The organism is Lysinibacillus sp. FSL K6-0075 (assembly GCF_038592945.1).
GTDB lineage: Bacteria > Bacillota > Bacilli > Bacillales_A > Planococcaceae > Lysinibacillus > Lysinibacillus fusiformis_F.
The window spans coordinates 1839451-1858719 of sequence record NZ_CP151947.1; the positions used below are offsets into that span (position 1 = coordinate 1839451).

Genomic DNA, 19269 nt, shown 5'->3' on the forward strand with positions numbered 1-19269 from the left:
GAATGTAGTTGAACATTTTGATTTGTGATGATGATAAAGAAATTGTTAGAGCGATTAGCATTTATTTAGAAAATGAGGGCTATCAAGTATTCAAAGCTTACAATGGTATAGAGGCAATCGATCTTATTCGGGATCACGTTATTCACCTCATTATTATGGATATTATGATGCCAAAAATGGATGGGATTACGGCGACGATGAAGATTCGGCAAGATAATATGATTCCGTTAATTATGCTTTCTGCTAAGTCGGAGGATTATGACAAAATACTCGGATTAAATATCGGAGCAGATGATTATATGTCCAAGCCGTTTAATCCATTAGAACTTGTGGCTAGAGTGAAATCCCAGCTAAGAAGGTATACGACGTTTGGGAGTCTCGAGATGAGTAGTGCTGTATTTCAAACGGGCGGGCTTGTGATTGATGATGAACAAAAAGTCATTACTGTTGATAAACAAGAGGTTCATTTGACACCAGTGCAATATAAAATCTTAAAGCTTCTGACAGCCAATGCTGGTAGGGTGTTCACGATTGAAGAGATTTATGAAAAGGTATGGAATGTCAGGGCTATTAATCCTGAAAATACGGTTTCGGTTCATATTCGAAAGATTCGAGAAAAAATTGAAATTAATCCAAAAGAGCCGAAGTATTTAAAAGTTGTATGGGGAGTTGGGTATAAGGTTGAGAAAGTTGAGAAGTATTAGTCATGCACTCATTACGAAAGTGGTTGTGTTCCTAATTGCCATCGCTTGTTTAACTGGTATCGCGAGGGTAATGATCAACATGGAATTTAATGAGATTCATCTTAGTAGTATAAATCAAGATCATTATTTTGAAAGCCGAGCATTCGCTGATGAAAGTTACAGCATTATTGCTCCTTTAGCGCAATTAATCGGAAAATACAAAAGTGAAGAATATATTTTAAGTGATAAGACACTAGTAGAAGAGGATAATAGAAGAATCGAAGAAGAGTTATATTATGATTTCCGTAATTCTTATAGATATAATTCGAATTTGAGTGAAGAGGAAAATAAGGATAACTATCAAGAAATATATGCAAATGACATTGCTAGAATAAAAGATAAAAGTATGAATGAACAGGTAAGAAATTTTTATCGATTACGCAGTACGTTAGAAGCCTATGAAGGAATTGTGTTTTATGCGAGTGACGGTGAGCATGAGTTCTCCAATAGTGATCTCAATAAGAAAGAGCAATTTGAATCCTTTGATGCCTATATGTTATTTGAAAATTATCAACAAAAGCTTCATCCGAATGAAGTGAAAGAAAGTCAATACTTGGATTACTTTACACATGAAGTTGACATGTTGAACCCACAGACAGATGTTATGTATGTAGCGTTTAAAGATTCTTACTTACAACAAAAAATGTCGGAATGGGAAAAAGATAAAGCGACTGCCCAAAGCTTTCTGAATGAATTTATGGTATTTCTAGCAGGGTTTATTTTATCTTTTGTGTATTTAATCATAGTTATTGGAAGAACGTCATTTAAAGATAAAGAAATTCATTTCCATTTCATTGACAAACTTTATAATGATCTCAATATTGTGCTAATCGGATGTTTAACAGCGATGTGGATCGCCATGATTGTTGAAGTATTCCATGATATGTACATGTTCTTCAGCGTGCCTATTTTTATCATTGCCTTACTATTGATTTTATCGCTCGTAAAGCATATTAAAAATAGATCGTTATTGCAGCATACACTCCTCTATCAAATTTTCAAAAAGCTATTTATTTTGGTGAAACATGTTTTTGACAGTGGTAGTACAGGCGTGAAAATTGTGCTGCTAGTCATTGGCTATCCATTAGTTGTGGCGGCAACATTTTTCATGTTTCCCATTACGATGGGGATAGCTGCCTGGTTGGCGCTGAGAAAGGTGAAGTCGTTTAACCGCATTAAAGAGGGTGTAGAGCAAATTAAAAATGGGGATCTTCATCATCGAATTGAAGTTGATGGAAAAGGGGAGTTTAGTCAACTTGCAGAAAATATAAATCGGATTACAGATGGGTTGAAAAAGGCAGTGGATAGTGAAATCAAGAGTGAGCGTTTAAAAACAGAGCTTATTACGAATGTTTCGCATGATATCAGAACGCCTTTAACATCAATTATTACGTATGTCGATTTATTAAAATTAGAAAACGATCCTGAAATGATTGCTGAATATGTGGACGTGTTAGATCAAAAATCGAAAAGACTTCAGCACTTAACCGATGATTTATTTGAAGCGGCTAAAGCATCAAGTGGTAGTATACCTGTCCAGTTAGAACGGATTGATATCGTATCATTACTAACGCAAGGGATCGGAGAAATGGATGAAAAAATTGAAGCCTCGTCCTTAGATTTTAAGCTAGCTCATCCAACAGAAAAAGTGTATGTGAAGGCTGATGGTAAACTCCTATGGCGTTCCATCGAAAATTTATTCTCGAATATTTTTAAATACGCACAGCCGGCATCAAGGGTGTATATTGATGTTGAAGATGTAGGGAATGAACTACTTGTAACATTTAAAAATATTTCAGCATATGAATTGAATATTTCAGCTGAGGAGCTAATGGAACGCTTTAAACGCGGAGATGAATCAAGATCAAGTCAAGGTAGCGGATTAGGGTTGTCGATTGCTGAAAGCCTTATTCACATCCAGCACGGCAAGTTCTTAGTGCAAGTAGATGGCGATTTATTTAAGGTCATGATTTATCTACCGAAATTCCCAAATGAATAATGTAATAAAGGAATAGGATACATGCGTGTCCTATTCCTTTTCTGTTGTTGAAAAAAGATCATGTCACTAGAAAAAGACTTTTTAGCAAGGTGAGGGGGTTGATTTCCGTTCCGCCAGCATCCTTTCCAGGGGGCGTCCGAGGAGCCGCTTCACTCACTTACGTTCGCTCCAGGGTCTCCTCTGTGACGCTAAATCCCCTAAGAGTGACGCTGGCTCCACTTCAATCAACCATTCTGCAAAGTGTCTTTACTTTTTTCATAGTAGCATAGCGATTAAATCGTCCATTATTTGTATTCTTAGAGGGGATAAACTCTTATTGGAGAAGTAATGCGTGACAACATCTCTTCCTAAAGAGTAGTGAACACCTTCACTTTATCTGAAAACCTTTGCTAAAAAGTTAACATTTTGTAGGTTGGAGTGGAAGGCTACTTGACTCCCGTGGGATAGCGAGACAGGCGAACCACTAAACGGAGCGGTAGCGGAGGAAGCGATTCGGCGCTCGCCCACAGGAAAGCAAGTAGCCTGCAACGGAAATTCATTTTCACTTTTCACAAAAATTCTATTGATTGTTTTGTTTTTCAACACTAGAAAAGACCTGTATAAAAAAGAGAGCGACATGAGCCAGCTCTCCTTCAAATTAGTTAAGATTCTTTTGTAAAAACGCTCGTGTACGGTCGTTTTGAGGGTTTGTAAAGAAGTTGTCTGGATGGTCGGATTCGATAATTTGACCACCATCCATAAAGACTACCTTATTTGCTACCTCTCGTGCAAAGCCCATTTCGTGTGTTACAACAATCATCGTCATCTGATCCTCTGCTAGGCTTTTCATGACCTTTAATACTTCGCCTGTTAGCTCAGGATCTAAGGCAGAGGTAGGTTCATCAAATAATAAAATTTGAGGATTCATCATCAGGGCACGAGCGATTGCTACACGCTGTTTTTGGCCACCAGAAAGATTGGCAGGATAAGCCTTGGCCTTGTCGGCAAGACCAATTTTTTGTAGTAAATCTTGACAGCGTCTCGTAATGGCCTCTGCTGATTCGGTTTTTAATAAGCTTGGTGCCATTTCGAGGTTTTGTTGAACGGTTAAGTGGGGGAACAGGTTAAAGTGTTGAAAGACCATTCCCATTTTTGCTGTAATTGCTTTGATGGCCTGTGGCTTTGTATATTGACCATCTTGCACAAGATAATCGCCATCTACGACAATACTGCCACCATCAATTTCTTCTAAATGTATTAAGCTTCGAAGCATTGTACTTTTCCCAGATCCAGAGGGACCGATAACTGCAATGACATCGTTCTTCTCTACCGAAAATGTAATTTGTTTCAGAACCTCCACCTGATCGAAAGATTTCTTCAAGTTTGTTACTTCCATCAATGCCATATGTGTCACCTCTATTCAAATTTAAAGCGTCTTTCTAGCCATTTAAAGAACACCGTCAAGACAAGGGTCATGACTAAGTAAATTGCACCAGCAATAAAGAACGGTGTAATCGTGAAGTCACGATTGACAGCTGTTTGCGCAAAATGGAGTAATTCTGGAACAGCAACTGCATAAAGTAGGGCTGTATCCTTAATCAGTGTAACGGATTCATTTGATAATGCTGGTAAGGCGACACGAAACATTTGTGGCAAAATAACACGTGTCGTCGTTTGCCACTTGGATAAGCCGAGCACCTGGGCTGCCTCATATTGTCCTTTATCGATGGCAAGAAGACCACCACGGAATATTTCTGCAAAGTAGGCAGCATAATTTAAAATAAAACCAAGGCAAGCGGCCACAAAACGATCGAGTACTAAATATTCACCGATTACTGGCAGCATAGGTAAACCGAAGCAAATTAATAATAATTGTAGTAATAGTGGTGTACCACGCATGATATAAATATACGTATGTGCAAGCCAAGCGAGTGGTTTTATGCGACTTTTTACGGCGAGTGTTAGTAAAAAGCCGAATGGAATCGATACTAGAATGGCGATGAAAAACAGTAAAACTGTCATTTTTGCCCCTTCTAGCATCGGTAATATCATAGTTTGCCAGTAATCCGCCATAACGATGTCCCTCCAAAAAGAGTAAGAGTTCCACTAAGGAAACTCTTACAGTTGATGTATCCTGTCCTTACTTTAATACTTTATCTTCACCGAACCATTTTGTAGAAATTTCAGACGCTGTACCATCTTCATTCATTTTGTCTAACGCGGCTTGTAGTTTTTCTAATAATGCTTCATTGCCTGGTTTTACACCAATACCATACTGTTCAGGTGCAAGTGATTCCTCTAATAATTTGAATGTATCCGGCTCTTGTGTCATGTAATATTCTGCAACGACCGCATCAATGACCACTGCATTAACACGGCCTGTTTTTAAGTCTGATAATGCTAATACATTATCCGTGAATTCTGTAATTTTTTTCACTTCTTTGTGAATCGGGTTCCCGTTTAATGCATCTGCCGCAGAAGAAAGAGATTGAATACCTACTTCTTGTCCAGCTAAATCACTTAGTTTTGTAATCTTTGAATCTGCCTTTGTTAGCACAACTTGAGAGTTTTCAAGATAAGGCTTTGTAAATAGAACTTTTTCCTTACGTTCATCTGTAATCGTATAACCGTTCCAAATTAAATCAATACGTCCGCTCAGTAATTCTGCCTCTTTTGTTTTCCAATCGATTGGTTGGAATTCTGCTTCAACGCCCATATGCTCGGCTGCTGCACGAGCTAAATCAATATCGAATCCAACGATGTCATTTTTATCATCGCGGAAGCCCATTGGTGCAAATTTATCGTCGATCCCAATAATCACTTTTTCTTGATCTGCTGCTGTTTCGTTTTTTTCTGCTGTCTTTTCTTTTGATGAACCACACGCTGCTAAAACGATGACAGCTGTCAGCATCATAAATAAAGTCAATACACGTTTCATTTTTGTTTCCCCCTATAATCTATCACTTTCGCTTGCTAAACTACTAATGTGTTAAAGGATAACATCGTACTCTAACAATGTCAATATCGTTTTGGATTAATCAGAAAAAGAGCGGTGTTTTCTAGCATTTTTTTGAATAGCATAAAATAATGAAATTGGGGGATAGTAAGTAACTGAAGAATAGGAAAAGAAAAAGGGACTGCACTTAAAGAACAGTCCAGTGAAATGATGTTAGCTATTTTTGCTGTGGATTGCTTTGCGTGCCAAGGCATCAGCCGCTTTGTTTTGTGCGTCAGGCACCCATTTGATAAAAAATAAATCAAAGCTAGTAGCAAGTGCTAAAGCTTTTTCTAAATAAGGTTTAAATTCCTCGTTTTTGACATATTCTTTTTCCATAGAAGCGACAACGATTTTGGAATCCGAACGTACTGAGACAAGAGGGGAGCCTAACTTTTGTGCTTCTTCAAGGCCACGAACTAATGCCGTGAATTCAGCAATATGGTTGTTTGTTTCGCCAATATACTCACTGATTTGGATATGGTGGCCTTCACCTTTAATAAATAACCCAATCCCACTTGGCCCAGGATTTCCTGCACTGGCAGCATCTATATAAACTTCTAACATATCATCCCTACTTTGCGTTTTGACTTCCCTATAATTGTACAACAAGGCTATGGCGCAAAGCATCCTTGTGGAGCAATTCGTGTTTGAAAAAAATACGTAGGAAGTAAACAAAATAGTTGCTTGTTGAAATTGAACGCTTCATAATAGTAGGAAGTGAATTTTGGACGTGAAAGGAGCGAGAGTTCAACATGGAGAAAGTGACGGTTATGAAGGATATTGACGAACTGCATGATACGTATTGTGCGGATTGCTTGGTGATTAAGCAATTACGTAAAGACCGTGGTAAACCAGGGGCTCATCGTTTCTGTATTGAAGCCTGTTCAGTTGGAGAAAAGCTACAGTTCTTAGGGGAAGAGCTTTTAAAAGTTTATAGTAAATGAACACATGAAGAAAAGCTACATCTATTAGCAACAATGCTAATAAATGTAGCTTCTTTAATTGTCACAATTATTTCGTATCAGCATAGCTGCTTAGGTCTTGATAATACTTTGTAAGAGAGGAAGCTGAAATATCGAATGTCGCAGCGATTTCTTTCACCGTCATAGATAGAGACTCGAACAGCTCCTTTTCCTGACCATAACGAATCGCACCAGCTGCAATGGCTGCTTCTTTGCGCGCAGTCGGTTGTCCTTCAATTAAATAGTCCTCTAATAGCTCAAGCATCGGTGCTGTTTCACGCTCATTTTGCTCTAGGAAGTCCTTTACTTGTGTCAGGACATTGCTCTCAAAGTTTGAGAATTCCTCACCTTTATAGCCATTCGATACTAATAACTCCCAGAATGCTAGGTGCTCTTCTTTTAAGAATGAGCCAACCTTCTTCTCGGATGCCTCAAAGTTCTTCTTGAAATCTTCAAAGACTTTTGCATGATCCTCTGGGAAGAAAATCAGTGTGGACACAGCTAAATAATGAGCCGATTTCTTCGTTCCGTCTGGTAAGATAAAGGCAAATACATGCATACCTTCAGGAATCGGTTTGTTATTTTCACGACGAATATAAAGCTCTTCATTTGTAAGTAAATGATTAGCCTTGAAATATTTTTCCTCAACAACAGACACCGTACCAATAAATAAAGTCGGCTGAGACCAATCTTCAAGTACTTTGACTGTAGAAGGTCTTACCGCCTTTTTCTTCGTTTTCTTTAGATAATTTTTCCAGATAGATGGCTCTTGATGGAAGAAAAAGTCGTCTAAAGCGATGGCTTCGATTAGCTCACGCTGTAGAACGCTCTCTAATTTAGGCTGCCATGTGCCCACATGCTCGATATAGGCACGAACATCTTTGCGTTCAGGATATTCTAAGTAAAATGTTTGTAGCACACGCTCTAATTCTTCGATTTGTACTGCTTCCACTGTTACTTGCTGTTTGCCTTCACAACATTTTTTATATTTTTTGCCGCTACCGCATGGGCATGGATCATTACGTTTTACCATAATTAGAACACTTCCTTTAATCATTGTTAATCGTATATTGCTAAATAATTTGCGTACTCTTAATAATAACGGTACTTTTGTATGAAGAAAAATAATTGTCTATTTTGAAATATCTAAAAAATATAGAGGGACGCCCTGATTCTAGTATATGTACGTATTTTTCTACTTAGAACTAAAAAAAAGAAAACGGTCTCCACCTTAAATAGGCAGGACCGTTTCTAGTTAAATTATTGCTGAACGGCTTCGATTTCCACTGTCAGACGTTCAAGCTCATCAATTAAATGGCCAATGTAGGCAATTGTATCACGAAGCGGTTGGTCAGTCGTGATATCAACACCTGCCATTTGTGCTAACTCCACTGGTGATTTTGTGCCGCCAGCCTGTAGCACTGCTAGCCAATCTTCAACAGCTGGAGCGCCCTCTTTTAAAATACGTTGAGACACTTGTGTTGAGATGGTTAACCCTGCACTATATGTGTATGGGTAAAGGCCCATATAATAGTGTGGCTGACGCATCCATGTAAGTTCAGCACCTTCAGAGATAGCCACTGTATCACCCCAGAAATCTTCCAGCACAGAGCGTTTTAATTGGTTGAGGATGGTTGCGTTAACTGCCTCTCCAGCATCAATTAATTCATATACTTTACGTTGATAGGCAGCTTCTAGTAAATGTGTAACAAAGTTATGATAATATGTTTTCGCTACAATATTGGAAATTACCCAACGTTTAAAGCGTAGATCATCATTATGTGTTAGTAAATAATTCGCTAACAGCATTTCATTCATTGTTGATGGCGCTTCAATAAAGTACAAAGATGGTCGACTATTCAGATAAGATTGATGTTCATACGTATTTGCAAAATGCCCCGCATGACCAAGCTCGTGAATAAGTGTAAAGACTTCATTCATTTGTTCATTCCATGACATTAAAATATAAGGATGGCTACCATACGGACTTGAACAAAATGCCCCTGTAGATTTTCCTTTGTTTGGTGCATAGTCAATCCAGCGTTCATTGAAGGCTCTATCCATTAACTGATTATAGTCTTCACCCATAACGGCTAATGCCTTTTCAACATATTCTTTTGCCTCAGCCATCGATAGTCTAGGATCATAATCAGAGTCCAGCGCAATTTTTAAATCTGCAAATGTCATTTGGTCGATACCGTTGGCTTTTTGAATTAACGTTGCATAGCGACGCATATGCGGGGCAAGCTCTTTTGTAATTAAATCAATTTGACGATTATAGAGAGAACGATCGACATCTTGATCAAATAGTAAATAATCAATAACAGAGTTAAAGCCTCTTAGGTCAGCCATTGTTTTTTCTTGTTGAATATGTGTGTTATATACTTGAGCCGTTGTATGCTGGTAATCACGTAGCTTGCTTGAAAATGCTTCAAAGGCAGCACGACGTACATCTGTATTTGCTTCAAACTCCCAGTCATTTTCGTACAGGACGAAGCTAAGGGGATGCTTTTCACCATTGGCTTCAAACTCGCCAAAATCCATGTCCACTAATTTCGTCGTATTATACGTTTTATAGGGCGCGTCAAATGTAGGGCTGAATGCTGCTAGCGCTTTTTCCACTTCAGGGTGTAGCTGGTGTGGTTTTCGTTTTAATAATTCCTCTAGATATCGTTTGTAAAGAGGGCTTGATGTTGCTGCTTCTTGTAAAACAGCTTCATCCAATGCCAGTAACTCACTGCGTACGAAGGATAGAGCACTGCTGACTTTTCCGATAGCTGTACCAAATTTTGCGGCACGCATTTGTGCTACATCATTTGTGCGATCTGTTTCGAGATTTAAGCTTGCATATGTGCCAATCGGAACAAATCTTTTTTGTAGCTCCTCAAAGGCTGTTAACACGTCGATTACTTTTTGCGCATCGGTAATTGTTCCTTTGTATTGTTGCTCGAAGCTAAGTGCATCTTCTACTAATTGTGCTAAGGTCGGTTCAAAATCAGCCTCATTGCTCAATAAATCTGTTAAATCCCAAGTTTCTTCTACTGCAACATCTTTTCGTAATGGTAAAACTTTCATTTATGGACACCCCTTTACATGTAAGTGATTTCATTATAACGAAACTATTTCGGAAAGTGAAATAATTTCATAGAATAGTTGCAATATTCTTACTGAAGGTCGTTTCGCATGAAGTATGTTTGAAATATTGTCGGTCGGGAACAATGTGTGTATAGCCAACATCTTTTATTACTCATACTAATGGCTAGAACAAGACATATTGGAGGAGAAATGGATTATGACACAAAACTTAAACAAACAATTAAATAAGCTAGTGGCCACATGGTCTGTGCTTTACACAAAGCTACACAACTATCATTGGTATGTCACAGGGCCAGCCTTCTTTACACTGCATGCAAAATTTGAAGAGCTGTATAATGAAACAACGCTGAATTTAGATGAAATAGCAGAGCGTATTTTATCAAAGGATGGCAAGCCAGTGGCGACATTAAAAGAGCATCTAGAGCTATCCTATGTAGAGGAAGCAACAGGTGATGAAACGACAGAGGACATGGTTGCAACGACAATTTCAGATTTCCAAAAGCTGATGAAAGCTTTGAATTCTACAATGGAGCTAGCCGCAGAAGAAGGGGACGACCGTACAGAGGATTTACTCAATGCGATGTATCAGTCTCTTGAAAAGCATACATGGATGTTAAAAGCCTTTCTTGACAAGTAAAAATGAAACGTTCAGCATGCTGGAGAAGAAAGCCTCTCTAGCATGTTTTTTTCTGCCCTGAACGCTTTATGTCAAATCAGCAACATAGTTTAAGGCATCATAACAATTATTACAGTTTCATAAAACGGGTTTGCTTGTGTGCCGTGAGGGTAATTTTCTAGTAAGCCATACAACTTAGGAGGAATTGAACATGATGAATGAACAAAATCCAAAAATTGAGGTGGCCCATACAAGGGATGAAATGCTTCACATTTTAGAGCATATGCGAATGGAAGGTTATCACCAAGACGATATCCATATTATTGCGAGAGATCCCCAACAGTTTGAGGATGTAAAATGGGATGCCGATGTGCAAACACATGAGGCTGGAAATTGGGTAGACCAATTCAAATCTTGGTTTACAGGCGACTCAGCTGTTACAGAGGGCTTAAAACGATTTAATCTGTCAGAGGGACAAATCGCTTACTATGCACATCTTGTAGAACAAGGAAGTATTGTCCTATATGCAGAACATGAGGATGATGTTGATACGCTTCAAACCTATCCAGAGACAGCGGAAGAGCAAGAGGAGCGTTTAAGAAATCAACAGCGTATGGCAGAGGCAGAGCAATATAGAAGATTTTTATAAAGAGAAAAACAGAGTGATCCCAGTGATCACTCTGTTTTATTGTATGACTTTTTCTTGTGCGTCTTTCTTGATAAAGCGTAGGGCATGGAAGTGCTCTAATTGAGCCACTAAATTCCCAATAAGAATGAAGCTACCACCAATCGCTAATTTCATAGTTAAGCCTTCTCCGATAAACATCATGGCAAACATAGCGGCAAAAATAGGCTCTAAGGAGAATATTAGACCTGTATGTGTAGCAGAAGTATACTGTTGTGCAACAGTTTGACCAACAAAGCAAAACGCACTACAGATGATGCCAAGCCCTAAAATAGCAATCCAAGATGTTGTGGAATTTGGCAATGTCGGTGTTTCGAATAGAAATGTTAAGCCAAGCGCATAAATACCAGCAAAGCCAAGCTGATAAATTCCGTATGAAATGGATTCTACATTTCGTGTGAATGAGCTGTTTAAAAGTAAATAAATTGAATAACATACCGCAGCAATTGCTACTAATAAATCACCTGTATGGAAAGTGAATGAGCCATGTGCTGTTAAGACGGTAATACCAATCATCGTACAAATGATCGCAAAGCTAACTGCTCGAGAAGGTAATTTTTTTTCAATAAAGCTGCTGAAAATCGGCACTAACACGACTGTTAGGCTCAAGATGAAGCCAGCATTTGAAGCAGAAGTAGACTGTAAACCAAATAAACTTAACGCGAACACAATGAATAATAAAAATCCTTGAATAGCCGCATATTTTAATGTTTTACCATTTACTTTGATCATCCGTTTGTAAAAAATAAGTCCTGCTACGAAAAATGCGATGATACAACGCAATGCCACCACATTATAAACTGCCAATGTTTCTAGCCCCATGACCATAAAGGTATAAGAGAGCCCCCAAAACATTGTGACAATAACCATCAATACATTTGCTTTTCCTTGGATACTCATTATGTTCACCTACCATCTGTGTACTAAAACAGTTTTTATACTAAAAATTACTATATATCTTGTATTGTGATTAGTAAAACGAATGTTTATAATGAATAGGATTAAAAAAATTCATGTATATAGAGGGATTGCGGATGAGCTTAGTTAAATACGAGATTTTAACAAAGGTGGCAGAGGTGGCAAGCTTTACAAAAGCAGCTGATGCACTAGGGTTAACACAGTCTGCTGTGAGTCATGCCGTGTCAAGTTTAGAAAAAGAATTTGGCTTTGCTCTCATTCATCGAAGTCGTGTAGGTGTAACATTAACAAGTGAGGGACAAACGATGCTAAGGGCAATGCGTCAGGTTTTGGATGCGCAGGAATTATTACAGCAGGAAGCAGCTCATATTCTTGGCGTGACACGTGGTAAGGTTCGAATTGGTGTAATTTCAAGTATTTCTTCGAATTGGATGCCAGAAATTGTTCGGATTATGGATAATCAATTTCCAGGAATACAGGTGGAGTTACGAGAGGGAGATTACTATGAAATTGAACAATGGCTTTTAAGTGGTGAAGTAGAAGTCGGGTTCTTGAATGGTCAAAAGTCAGAGCAATATCAATTTACTGAGTTACAACAAGACCCATTATTATGTATTGTTTCGGATAAAAGTCCCTTATTTGATAAGACAGAAATTGATATCGTAGACCTAGAGGATATGCCATTTATTATGACTTCCTATAAAGGGACAAATGATGTCAAGGTGCTATTAGAGCAATATCATATAAAGCCGAATATTCGCTTTGAGCTTTCTGAGGAGGTAGGGATTCTTTCTATGATTTCACATCATTTAGGGATTAGTATTTTACCCCAATTGGTTATTCAAAATTTACCACCAACATTGAAAGCGATTCCATTAAAGCAAGGTGGCTACCGCACCATTGGGATTGCTATGAAACACCATGCTTCACCCGTTACAAAGAAATTTGCAGAGATTTTAAGCGCTTGGTTAAATGAACAAAACAGCTCCCTACGATAGTCGCTATTGAAGCATATCCTTACATTACGTTAAAATAGTATTTGTATATATTTCAGAAAATAGGTGAGTGTATGGGGACATTACAAGGCAAAACCGTACTCATTACAAGTGGGGGAACACTTGAAAAATGGGATCGTGTACGAGGGCATACGAATTTATCAAAAGGCACAATGGGCTGTTATTTAGCAGAGGCGGCGCTGGCTGCTGGCGCTAACGTAGTATATATGCATGGTTACTTTGCACAGCTCCCAGAAAACCACAACAAAATGACATTGATAAAATTTGAAGGCATAGAGGATTTAGGACAAAAGGTGTGTCATGCTGTCCAACAACAAGTCGATATCGTCATTATGGCTGCTGCTGGCTCTGATTGGGTCATTGACAAGGTGTATGATCAATCAGGTAATTTAATGGAGGAGGCGGGGAAAATGCCTTCCGACGAACCACCTATTATTCATTTTAAAAAGGCGCCAAAAGTGTTAGGACAAATCAAGGGCTGGCAACCAAAGGTAACATTAGTAGGCTTTAAGCTCGAAGCGACGGATGATGAGGAGTTCTTGCTAGCTCGCGCAAGACTGCGTATGGAAACAGCCAATGCTCAATTTATGGTAGCAAATAGCTCCCAGTCTTTATACGGAGGGGACGAGCCTCATTGGATCGTGCCTGCTGAAGGCCAACCAATCAAGGTGATGGGGAAGCAACAGACCGCACAAGCTTTAATGGCCTGTTTACAAGAACAATAAAATCAAGAACTGTGCAGAGGCTATATTTCTGTGCAGTTTTTTTCTTTGCTTCTGTGGTTAGATATACTGACATAGCATACAATACGGTAGGATTATGTGTGAATAGTCTATAAAATTCTCACATTGCATAGTATTCAACTAGGTTTTCTAATATTTTGTATTGACATTCCTATAGCAGAATTATAGAATTATTTTCAAGAAACGCAGTACTCTTATCAAGAGAGGTGGAGGGACTTGGCCCAATGAAGCCTCGGCAACCGAAAAACAGGTGCCAAATCCAACAGATGGTGTCTGAGAGATAGGAGGGGCTATCAATCAGTTTGATGCGTTGGCCTCTTTATGATCAATAAGGATAAAAAAGAAGGGGTGTATCGTATGGCTCAGTCGGTAAAAGTAGATGATAAGAAATTAGAGGCAATTGCGAAGGCGATTCAAAATCTTGAATTTGGTGAAGTGCATATTACGATTCAAGATGGTGTGATTGTGCAAATTAATAGGCTTGAAAAGCAGAGATTTCCGCAGAAAAAATAACAATGATTTCAGTAGAACTTATGTCAAACGGCCACCTATAAGCATGAAGGATTTCCTTTGCTTACAAGTGGCCCTTTTTTTGTGTAAAGGCTAGCTATAAAAGCTTTTTGGTATAGGACCGATATGACGGCGATGATAAAGTAAAGGCTCTTTTTGAGCATTTGTAATGTCTATTACCTGCCCAATAAAAATGGTATGGTCGCCAGCATCAATTTGCTGAAACGTTTTACATTGTAAATTAGCTGCTGTATCATGTAAAATCGGTAGTCCAAAAGAGGAAGTTGACCACTGTGCTTGTGCAAAGCGATCAGGGATTTTACTTGCAAATAGTGTACATAAATGTTCTTGATCACTCGCTAAAATATTGACCGCAAAATTTGGCGCAGCCGTAAAATAAGGATGGAGCTGAGATTTTTTATCGAGTGACCACAAAATAAGGAGCGGGTCGATTGAAACAGATGCAAAGGAATTGACGGTTAAGCCAATAGGTTTTGTGTCATGACATGTCGTGACAACTGTTACGCCTGTAGGATAATTACCTAATGCTAATTTAAAAGCAGCTACTAAATCTGTCATTCAAATCACCTCTTTATGAAATTAGTGAACGGAGTTTGTAGGTAAACGAAACTTTTTTTCATATCCTACTAGTAACTCCTTTTCTTGAGTAAATTTTAAACCAATCAAACATACAGGTAAAGGTAATGGGGAAAGAAAGGGGAATGGCCATGACTTTATATTTTGATCATCTGGTTCATCAAGTGGAATCACCAGAAAATATAAAGGTTTTCTTCAATAAACGAAATGTCCATACAGTGAATGGTGGGCAGCACACGATGTGGGGGACTTATAATACGTTAAGCTACTTTGGCTTAAGCTATATTGAACAAATTGCTATCTATGATCGTGATTTATTTGAGCAAGCGGCACAATACCCATATTCCCTACATTATACGTTTAAACGTGATCAAGAGCGCCAGGGATTTTCTCGAATTGCCCTGCGCACAAAAAATATTGAGGAAGAGGGTCGGCGCTTGCGAGCATTAGGCTATGAAGTATATGGGCCAGATGCATGTAGTCGAACAAGACCAGATGGCACTGTTGTAGAATGGAAGCTACTGCATTTTGGCAAGCCAGATCTTCCAATCGATTTTCCATTTTTGATTGAATGGGCGGAGGAAGATGAAGAGCGTTTGGCTCAACTAAAGGCAAGTGGTGCCATTGATGTAAAACAGGCTATAACGATGGAATCCATCCAATTCTATGTCAAGGACATGCAGGCAACCGTTCAGCTGTGGCAACAGGCGTTGCAGCTACCAGAGCCTGTGCAATATGAGCAGTATATGTCACTACAGCTACCGAATATGCGTTTAGATTTCTATAAGGAAGAGAGCGCAGTAGCCATGACACTCGGTCATGTCAAAGAAGGACCATTTGGCGTGACATTAAAAGATCCAAAACGTACAAAGGAAACGTTAGTTTGCCCAGGCGCTTTTTATTGGATAAATCGATAATGAGAAAAATCCACTTCATCAGAGAAGTGGATTTTTACATGTTGCTGAACTAGAAGAAAAAGACTTTTTCATAAGGCGAGAGGTTGATTTCCGTTCCGCCAGCGTCCTTTCCAGGGGGCGTCCGATGAGCCGCTTCACTCACTTACGTTCGCTCCAGGGTCTCCTCTGTGACGCTAATTCCCCTAGGAGTGACGCTGGCTCCACTCCAATCAACTTGCTACAAAAGTTGACTTTATTAATCTTTCATCATTTCCATAGTGTAAAGTAATTAGTCACGACAACCACTAATAAGTGAAAACCCTTCATTTGTATTTGTAAATAACTTTACTAAAACGATAACACTTTTGTGGATTAGAGTGGAAGGCCATTTGATTAGTAAAACCGGCGAAACCCTACACGGAGAGTCAGCGTCAAGCAAGTAGCCTGCAACGGAATTCTATTTTCACCTTCCTATTCGATAGAAAAATCCACTTCAACAGAGAAGTGGATTTTCGTTGCCTATTATTATTCTATCGTCATTTTTTTCGGTGATTCTGTACCTGTATACCAATCAAATTCAATTTCAAATGAATGCTTGTCGCCCTTTTTTGTATAGGAGTATTCGATTTTGAGCTGCTCACTAGGGCTAACAACAGTTGGCTCTGTGCCTTGAACAAAAGTGAATTCACCATTCTCTTTAAGTTTCTTTGCAATCATTTCCAGTGTCGCCGCAAATTCTGCTACACTTTGTCGTTCTTTATGCTTCAAAATAACTTCTGTCATTGGTTTATTTTGTTTTTGCATCGAAATCCCTCCTTACGTATTGTTACTTCTATTATAACATGGAAGGGTCACTAAGTTTTTTTAACAACACAAAAAGCGGATGGAGGAAACGATCCTTTTCCTAATCCGCTGCTAATCTGGAACTACACGGATAGCCCCATTCTGCTTATAGTTTTACAACATTTGATGCTTGGGGTCCACGATTGCCTTCCACAACATCAAATGAAACCTTTTGACCTTCTTCAAGTGTACGGAAGCCTTCCTCCTGGATGCCCGTAAAATGAACAAATACATCTTCGCCATCATCACATTCAATAAAGCCATAACCCTTTTCATTATTGAACCACTTTACGATCCCCTGTTGCATAAGCATTCGCCTCCAATGCGCTTGAATGTAAAATAAAGTTAACTAAGTCGTGCTATATTGAGAAAATGTGAAAAAATTGCATTTTCTCTTAGAACATACAGGAATTGAACAAAGTTGTCAATCGATTGTCGAAATGCTCGTATGTCTGGCTTTCTTTTTTTTTACAATTAATACTATAATGGAAATGAACAACATAGAAAGTAGGATGCCAAATGACAACGAAAAATCAACCATTATCAGATTTAGAAATCGCTAGTCAAGCAGTGATCAAACCTATTACGGAAATTGCCAATGCTGCGGGTATTCCAGACGATGCCCTTGAGCAGTATGGACGCTACAAAGCAAAGATCGATCCATTAAAAATTACAGCTCAGGGCGAGGATGCAAAGGTTGTATTAGTCTCAGCCATTAGTCCAACCCCAGCAGGTGAAGGGAAGTCGACGGTAACGGTAGGACTGGCAGATGCCCTTCATCAATTAGATAAGAAAGTGATGGTTGCTTTACGTGAACCATCATTGGGTCCCGTAATGGGCGTAAAAGGTGGAGCAACTGGCGGTGGCTACGCACAGGTAGTACCGATGGAGGATATTAATTTACATTTCACTGGTGACCTTCATGCGATTACAACAGCTAACAATGCTTTATCTGCATTCATTGATAATCATATCCATCAAGGGAATGCATTAAACATTGATCCACGCCGTATTATTTGGAAGCGTGTAATGGACTTAAATGATCGTGCCCTTCGTAAGGTAGTGGTGGGATTAGGTGGTCCTGTTCAAGGCATGCCGCGCGAGGACGGCTTTGATATAACAGTTGCCTCTGAAATTATGGCGGTATTCTGTTTAGCAACAAGCATTGAGGATTTACGCGAGCGCATTGCAAGTATCGTGATTGGCTATACTTTTGAGCGTGAGCCTGTCTTTGTGCGTGATTTACAGGTAGAGGGTGCCTTAACACTATTATTAAAAGATGCCTTTAAGCCAAACTTAGTTCAAACATTAGAGGGAACACCTGCCATTATCCATGGTGGTCCATTTGCGAATATTGCTCATGGCTGTAATTCCATTATGGCGACACAAACAGCTCGTAAGCTAGCTGATATTGTGGTGACAGAAGCGGGCTTCGGCTCTGATTTAGGTGCTGAAAAATTCATGAACATTAAAGCCCGTAAAGCTGGCTTTAAACCAAGTGCGGTAGTTATCGTAGCGACAATTCGTGCATTAAAAATGCATGGTGGTGTACCGAAAACAGCGCTTGTAGGTGAAAATGTGGAAGCACTTCTACAAGGAATTGAAAACTTAGCTAAACATGTTGATACAGTTCGTACATTTGGCGTTGAACCAATTATTGCCTTAAATCGTTTTATCACGGACACAGAAGCTGAGCTAGAAGCTGTTCTGAACTGGTGTCAGGAAAATCATGTTCGTATTGCTCGTACAAATGTCTGGGAAGAGGGCGGTAAAGGTGGTCTAGCCCTAGCTGAGCAAGTACTAGCTGTGCTAGAGGAAGAAAACAACTTCTCTCCTTTATACGACGTAACAGAATCGATTGAAGAAAAAGTACGTACGATTGTGCAAAAGGTATATGGCGGGAAAGATGTACAATTTACAGACCAAGCTAAAAAACAAATTGCCCAAATCGAAAAATTCGGCTGGGACTCTCTTCCGGTTTGTATGGCGAAAACACAGTACTCTTTATCAGATCAACCAAGTTTACTTGGTCGTCCAGAAGGCTTTACCATCACAATTCGTGAAGTTATTCCAAAGCTTGGTGCAGGCTTCTTAGTGTGCCTAACTGGCGATATTATGACAATGCCAGGACTTCCAAAAGCACCTGCTGCCCTACGTATGAATGTCGATAATGAAGGACATGCGGTAGGATTGTTCTAAATTCATGTTGAAAGCTGCCCAACTTAAATGGGCAGCTTTTTTTATCGATAATGGAGAAACCTGGTTCCTAGATGTTCGCTGCATTGTCTGGAAGTGACCTAACTCATCGTCTATCTACAATGCAAACATGGGATAAATGTGAAATTTTAGTTGATTCCTTCACCCGCTACATGAGTAAAAATTCATAAAAATTAATTTTTTTTAAAAGATTTTAAGATTCTAGTGAAAACTAGGATCTTTTTTATGTTGTAGAAAAAACACGAGAACTTTCCTTATATAAATGTGTTTGGTATTTTTTATTAATAGTTCTCTGATTTTGGAAAGAAAGAGCGGATTTTTACAACGAAGGACAATTGTCAAATGAATTTTTATTTAAAAAATACATTGAATTTTCTTTTTCTTTTAAATATAATTTATTTAATTCTAATTCGGAACACTGTACCGATAATAGGAACACGGAGGGATGAAG

The 19269-nt window shown here is 38.9% G+C and carries 20 protein-coding genes and 1 riboswitch; of the genes, 10 read left to right on the forward strand and 10 right to left on the reverse strand.

Features of this window, described 5'->3' with window-relative positions:
• Positions 1-8: 8 nt before the first annotated feature.
• Together MHB65_RS08825 and MHB65_RS08830 are read left to right on the forward strand one after the other, a co-directional pair.
• On the forward strand, positions 9-704 hold the full coding sequence (locus MHB65_RS08825; protein ID WP_342443153.1) for a response regulator transcription factor: 696 nt from the start codon (positions 9-11) through the stop codon (positions 702-704).
• Positions 682-2742: a HAMP domain-containing sensor histidine kinase gene (locus MHB65_RS08830; RefSeq protein WP_342443154.1), complete on the forward strand. Its 2061-nt coding sequence runs from the start codon at positions 682-684 to the stop codon at positions 2740-2742. The genes MHB65_RS08825 and MHB65_RS08830 overlap by 23 nt, the downstream gene beginning before the upstream one ends.
• A gap of 637 nt (positions 2743-3379) precedes the next feature.
• Here MHB65_RS08830 and MHB65_RS08835 read toward each other — a convergent pair.
• The 4 genes from MHB65_RS08835 to MHB65_RS08850 form a co-directional block, all read right to left on the reverse strand.
• Positions 3380-4126: an amino acid ABC transporter ATP-binding protein gene (locus MHB65_RS08835; RefSeq protein WP_342443155.1), complete on the reverse strand. Its 747-nt coding sequence runs from the start codon at positions 4124-4126 to the stop codon at positions 3380-3382.
• 11 nt (positions 4127-4137) lie between these two features.
• Positions 4138-4794 carry an amino acid ABC transporter permease gene (locus MHB65_RS08840; protein WP_342443156.1) on the reverse strand — a complete coding sequence of 219 codons (657 nt, stop codon included), beginning with the start codon at positions 4792-4794 and terminating at the stop codon, positions 4138-4140.
• 67 nt (positions 4795-4861) lie between these two features.
• On the reverse strand, positions 4862-5659 hold the full coding sequence (locus MHB65_RS08845; protein WP_342443157.1) for an amino acid ABC transporter substrate-binding protein: 798 nt from the start codon (positions 5657-5659) through the stop codon (positions 4862-4864).
• A gap of 231 nt (positions 5660-5890) precedes the next feature.
• Positions 5891-6283, reverse strand: coding sequence for a ribonuclease HI family protein (locus tag MHB65_RS08850; RefSeq protein WP_205442583.1), 393 nt, complete (start codon positions 6281-6283; stop codon positions 5891-5893).
• A gap of 188 nt (positions 6284-6471) precedes the next feature.
• On the opposite strand from MHB65_RS08850, the gene MHB65_RS08855 reads away from it, so the two are divergent.
• Entirely contained in the window at positions 6472-6663 is a 192-nt protein-coding gene (locus MHB65_RS08855) for a zinc-finger domain-containing protein (RefSeq protein ID WP_205442584.1), read from the forward strand.
• A gap of 67 nt (positions 6664-6730) precedes the next feature.
• Here the strand turns inward: MHB65_RS08855 and MHB65_RS08860 are convergent, their stop codons facing one another.
• Together MHB65_RS08860 and pepF are read right to left on the reverse strand one after the other, a co-directional pair.
• On the reverse strand, positions 6731-7714 hold the full coding sequence (locus MHB65_RS08860) for an SEC-C metal-binding domain-containing protein (RefSeq protein WP_205442585.1): 984 nt from the start codon (positions 7712-7714) through the stop codon (positions 6731-6733).
• 227 nt (positions 7715-7941) lie between these two features.
• Positions 7942-9756: an oligoendopeptidase F gene (gene pepF, locus MHB65_RS08865; RefSeq protein WP_342443158.1), complete on the reverse strand. Its 1815-nt coding sequence runs from the start codon at positions 9754-9756 to the stop codon at positions 7942-7944.
• A 217-nt stretch (positions 9757-9973) separates the two neighbouring features.
• Between pepF and MHB65_RS08870 the strand changes: the two genes are divergently transcribed.
• Together MHB65_RS08870 and MHB65_RS08875 are read left to right on the forward strand one after the other, a co-directional pair.
• The gene (locus tag MHB65_RS08870) at positions 9974-10414 is read left to right on the forward strand and encodes a DNA starvation/stationary phase protection protein (RefSeq protein WP_205442587.1); all 441 of its coding nucleotides are present in this window, start codon (positions 9974-9976) and stop codon (positions 10412-10414) included.
• Positions 10415-10604: 190 nt separating this feature from the next.
• Positions 10605-11042, forward strand: a complete 438-nt coding sequence (locus MHB65_RS08875; RefSeq protein ID WP_205442588.1) for a general stress protein — start codon at positions 10605-10607, stop codon at positions 11040-11042.
• Between the two features lie 36 nt (positions 11043-11078).
• Here MHB65_RS08875 and MHB65_RS08880 read toward each other — a convergent pair whose 3' ends face one another.
• Positions 11079-11978 carry a DMT family transporter gene (locus MHB65_RS08880; RefSeq protein WP_205442590.1) on the reverse strand — a complete coding sequence of 300 codons (900 nt, stop codon included), beginning with the start codon at positions 11976-11978 and terminating at the stop codon, positions 11079-11081.
• A gap of 134 nt (positions 11979-12112) precedes the next feature.
• Between MHB65_RS08880 and MHB65_RS08885 the strand changes: the two genes are divergently transcribed.
• From MHB65_RS08885 to MHB65_RS08895, 3 genes are all read left to right on the forward strand, one after another.
• Positions 12113-12994: a LysR family transcriptional regulator gene (locus tag MHB65_RS08885; RefSeq protein WP_342443159.1), complete on the forward strand. Its 882-nt coding sequence runs from the start codon at positions 12113-12115 to the stop codon at positions 12992-12994.
• Positions 12995-13065: 71 nt separating this feature from the next.
• Positions 13066-13737, forward strand: a complete 672-nt coding sequence (locus tag MHB65_RS08890; RefSeq protein WP_205442592.1) for a phosphopantothenoylcysteine decarboxylase — start codon at positions 13066-13068, stop codon at positions 13735-13737.
• Between the two features lie 209 nt (positions 13738-13946).
• Positions 13947-14042: riboswitch (SAM riboswitch) on the forward strand.
• Between the two features lie 70 nt (positions 14043-14112).
• Positions 14113-14268 (forward strand): YezD family protein, encoded by a 156-nt coding sequence (locus MHB65_RS08895; protein WP_004269393.1) that lies wholly within the window; start codon positions 14113-14115, stop codon positions 14266-14268.
• 90 nt (positions 14269-14358) lie between these two features.
• Here the strand turns inward: MHB65_RS08895 and MHB65_RS08900 are convergent, their stop codons facing one another.
• On the reverse strand, positions 14359-14844 hold the full coding sequence (locus MHB65_RS08900) for a flavin reductase family protein (RefSeq protein ID WP_342443160.1): 486 nt from the start codon (positions 14842-14844) through the stop codon (positions 14359-14361).
• A gap of 149 nt (positions 14845-14993) precedes the next feature.
• Here MHB65_RS08900 and MHB65_RS08905 point away from each other — a divergent pair, with 149 nt between their 5' ends.
• Positions 14994-15779, forward strand: a complete 786-nt coding sequence (locus MHB65_RS08905; RefSeq protein WP_342443161.1) for a VOC family protein — start codon at positions 14994-14996, stop codon at positions 15777-15779.
• A 504-nt stretch (positions 15780-16283) separates the two neighbouring features.
• On the opposite strand, the gene MHB65_RS08910 is transcribed toward MHB65_RS08905, so the two are convergent.
• Together MHB65_RS08910 and MHB65_RS08915 are read right to left on the reverse strand one after the other, a co-directional pair.
• On the reverse strand, positions 16284-16562 hold the full coding sequence (locus tag MHB65_RS08910; protein WP_342443162.1) for an amphi-Trp domain-containing protein: 279 nt from the start codon (positions 16560-16562) through the stop codon (positions 16284-16286).
• A 145-nt stretch (positions 16563-16707) separates the two neighbouring features.
• Entirely contained in the window at positions 16708-16908 is a 201-nt protein-coding gene (locus tag MHB65_RS08915) for a cold-shock protein (RefSeq protein WP_004269397.1), read from the reverse strand.
• A 212-nt stretch (positions 16909-17120) separates the two neighbouring features.
• On the opposite strand from MHB65_RS08915, the gene MHB65_RS08920 reads away from it, so the two are divergent.
• Positions 17121-18800 carry a formate--tetrahydrofolate ligase gene (locus MHB65_RS08920; protein ID WP_205442598.1) on the forward strand — a complete coding sequence of 560 codons (1680 nt, stop codon included), beginning with the start codon at positions 17121-17123 and terminating at the stop codon, positions 18798-18800.
• Positions 18801-19269 lie beyond the last annotated feature (469 nt).

Coding starts and splice junctions, on each gene's coding strand:
- MHB65_RS08900 (WP_342443160.1), bottom strand. CDS start 14,844: ATGACAGATTTAGTAGCTGCTTTTAAATTAGCATTAGGTAATTATCCT.
- MHB65_RS08835 (WP_342443155.1), bottom strand. CDS start 4,126: ATGGCATTGATGGAAGTAACAAACTTGAAGAAATCTTTCGATCAGGTG.
- MHB65_RS08890 (WP_205442592.1), top strand. CDS start 13,066: ATGGGGACATTACAAGGCAAAACCGTACTCATTACAAGTGGGGGAACA.
- pepF (WP_342443158.1), bottom strand. CDS start 9,756: ATGAAAGTTTTACCATTACGAAAAGATGTTGCAGTAGAAGAAACTTGG.
- MHB65_RS08905 (WP_342443161.1), top strand. CDS start 14,994: ATGACTTTATATTTTGATCATCTGGTTCATCAAGTGGAATCACCAGAA.
- MHB65_RS08915 (WP_004269397.1), bottom strand. CDS start 16,908: ATGCAACAGGGGATCGTAAAGTGGTTCAATAATGAAAAGGGTTATGGC.
- MHB65_RS08845 (WP_342443157.1), bottom strand. CDS start 5,659: ATGAAACGTGTATTGACTTTATTTATGATGCTGACAGCTGTCATCGTT.
- MHB65_RS08855 (WP_205442584.1), top strand. CDS start 6,472: ATGGAGAAAGTGACGGTTATGAAGGATATTGACGAACTGCATGATACG.
- MHB65_RS08860 (WP_205442585.1), bottom strand. CDS start 7,714: ATGGTAAAACGTAATGATCCATGCCCATGCGGTAGCGGCAAAAAATAT.
- MHB65_RS08880 (WP_205442590.1), bottom strand. CDS start 11,978: ATGAGTATCCAAGGAAAAGCAAATGTATTGATGGTTATTGTCACAATG.
- MHB65_RS08885 (WP_342443159.1), top strand. CDS start 12,113: ATGAGCTTAGTTAAATACGAGATTTTAACAAAGGTGGCAGAGGTGGCA.
- MHB65_RS08895 (WP_004269393.1), top strand. CDS start 14,113: ATGGCTCAGTCGGTAAAAGTAGATGATAAGAAATTAGAGGCAATTGCG.
- MHB65_RS08840 (WP_342443156.1), bottom strand. CDS start 4,794: ATGGCGGATTACTGGCAAACTATGATATTACCGATGCTAGAAGGGGCA.
- MHB65_RS08875 (WP_205442588.1), top strand. CDS start 10,605: ATGATGAATGAACAAAATCCAAAAATTGAGGTGGCCCATACAAGGGAT.
- MHB65_RS08850 (WP_205442583.1), bottom strand. CDS start 6,283: ATGTTAGAAGTTTATATAGATGCTGCCAGTGCAGGAAATCCTGGGCCA.
- MHB65_RS08920 (WP_205442598.1), top strand. CDS start 17,121: ATGACAACGAAAAATCAACCATTATCAGATTTAGAAATCGCTAGTCAA.
- MHB65_RS08910 (WP_342443162.1), bottom strand. CDS start 16,562: ATGCAAAAACAAAATAAACCAATGACAGAAGTTATTTTGAAGCATAAA.
- MHB65_RS08870 (WP_205442587.1), top strand. CDS start 9,974: ATGACACAAAACTTAAACAAACAATTAAATAAGCTAGTGGCCACATGG.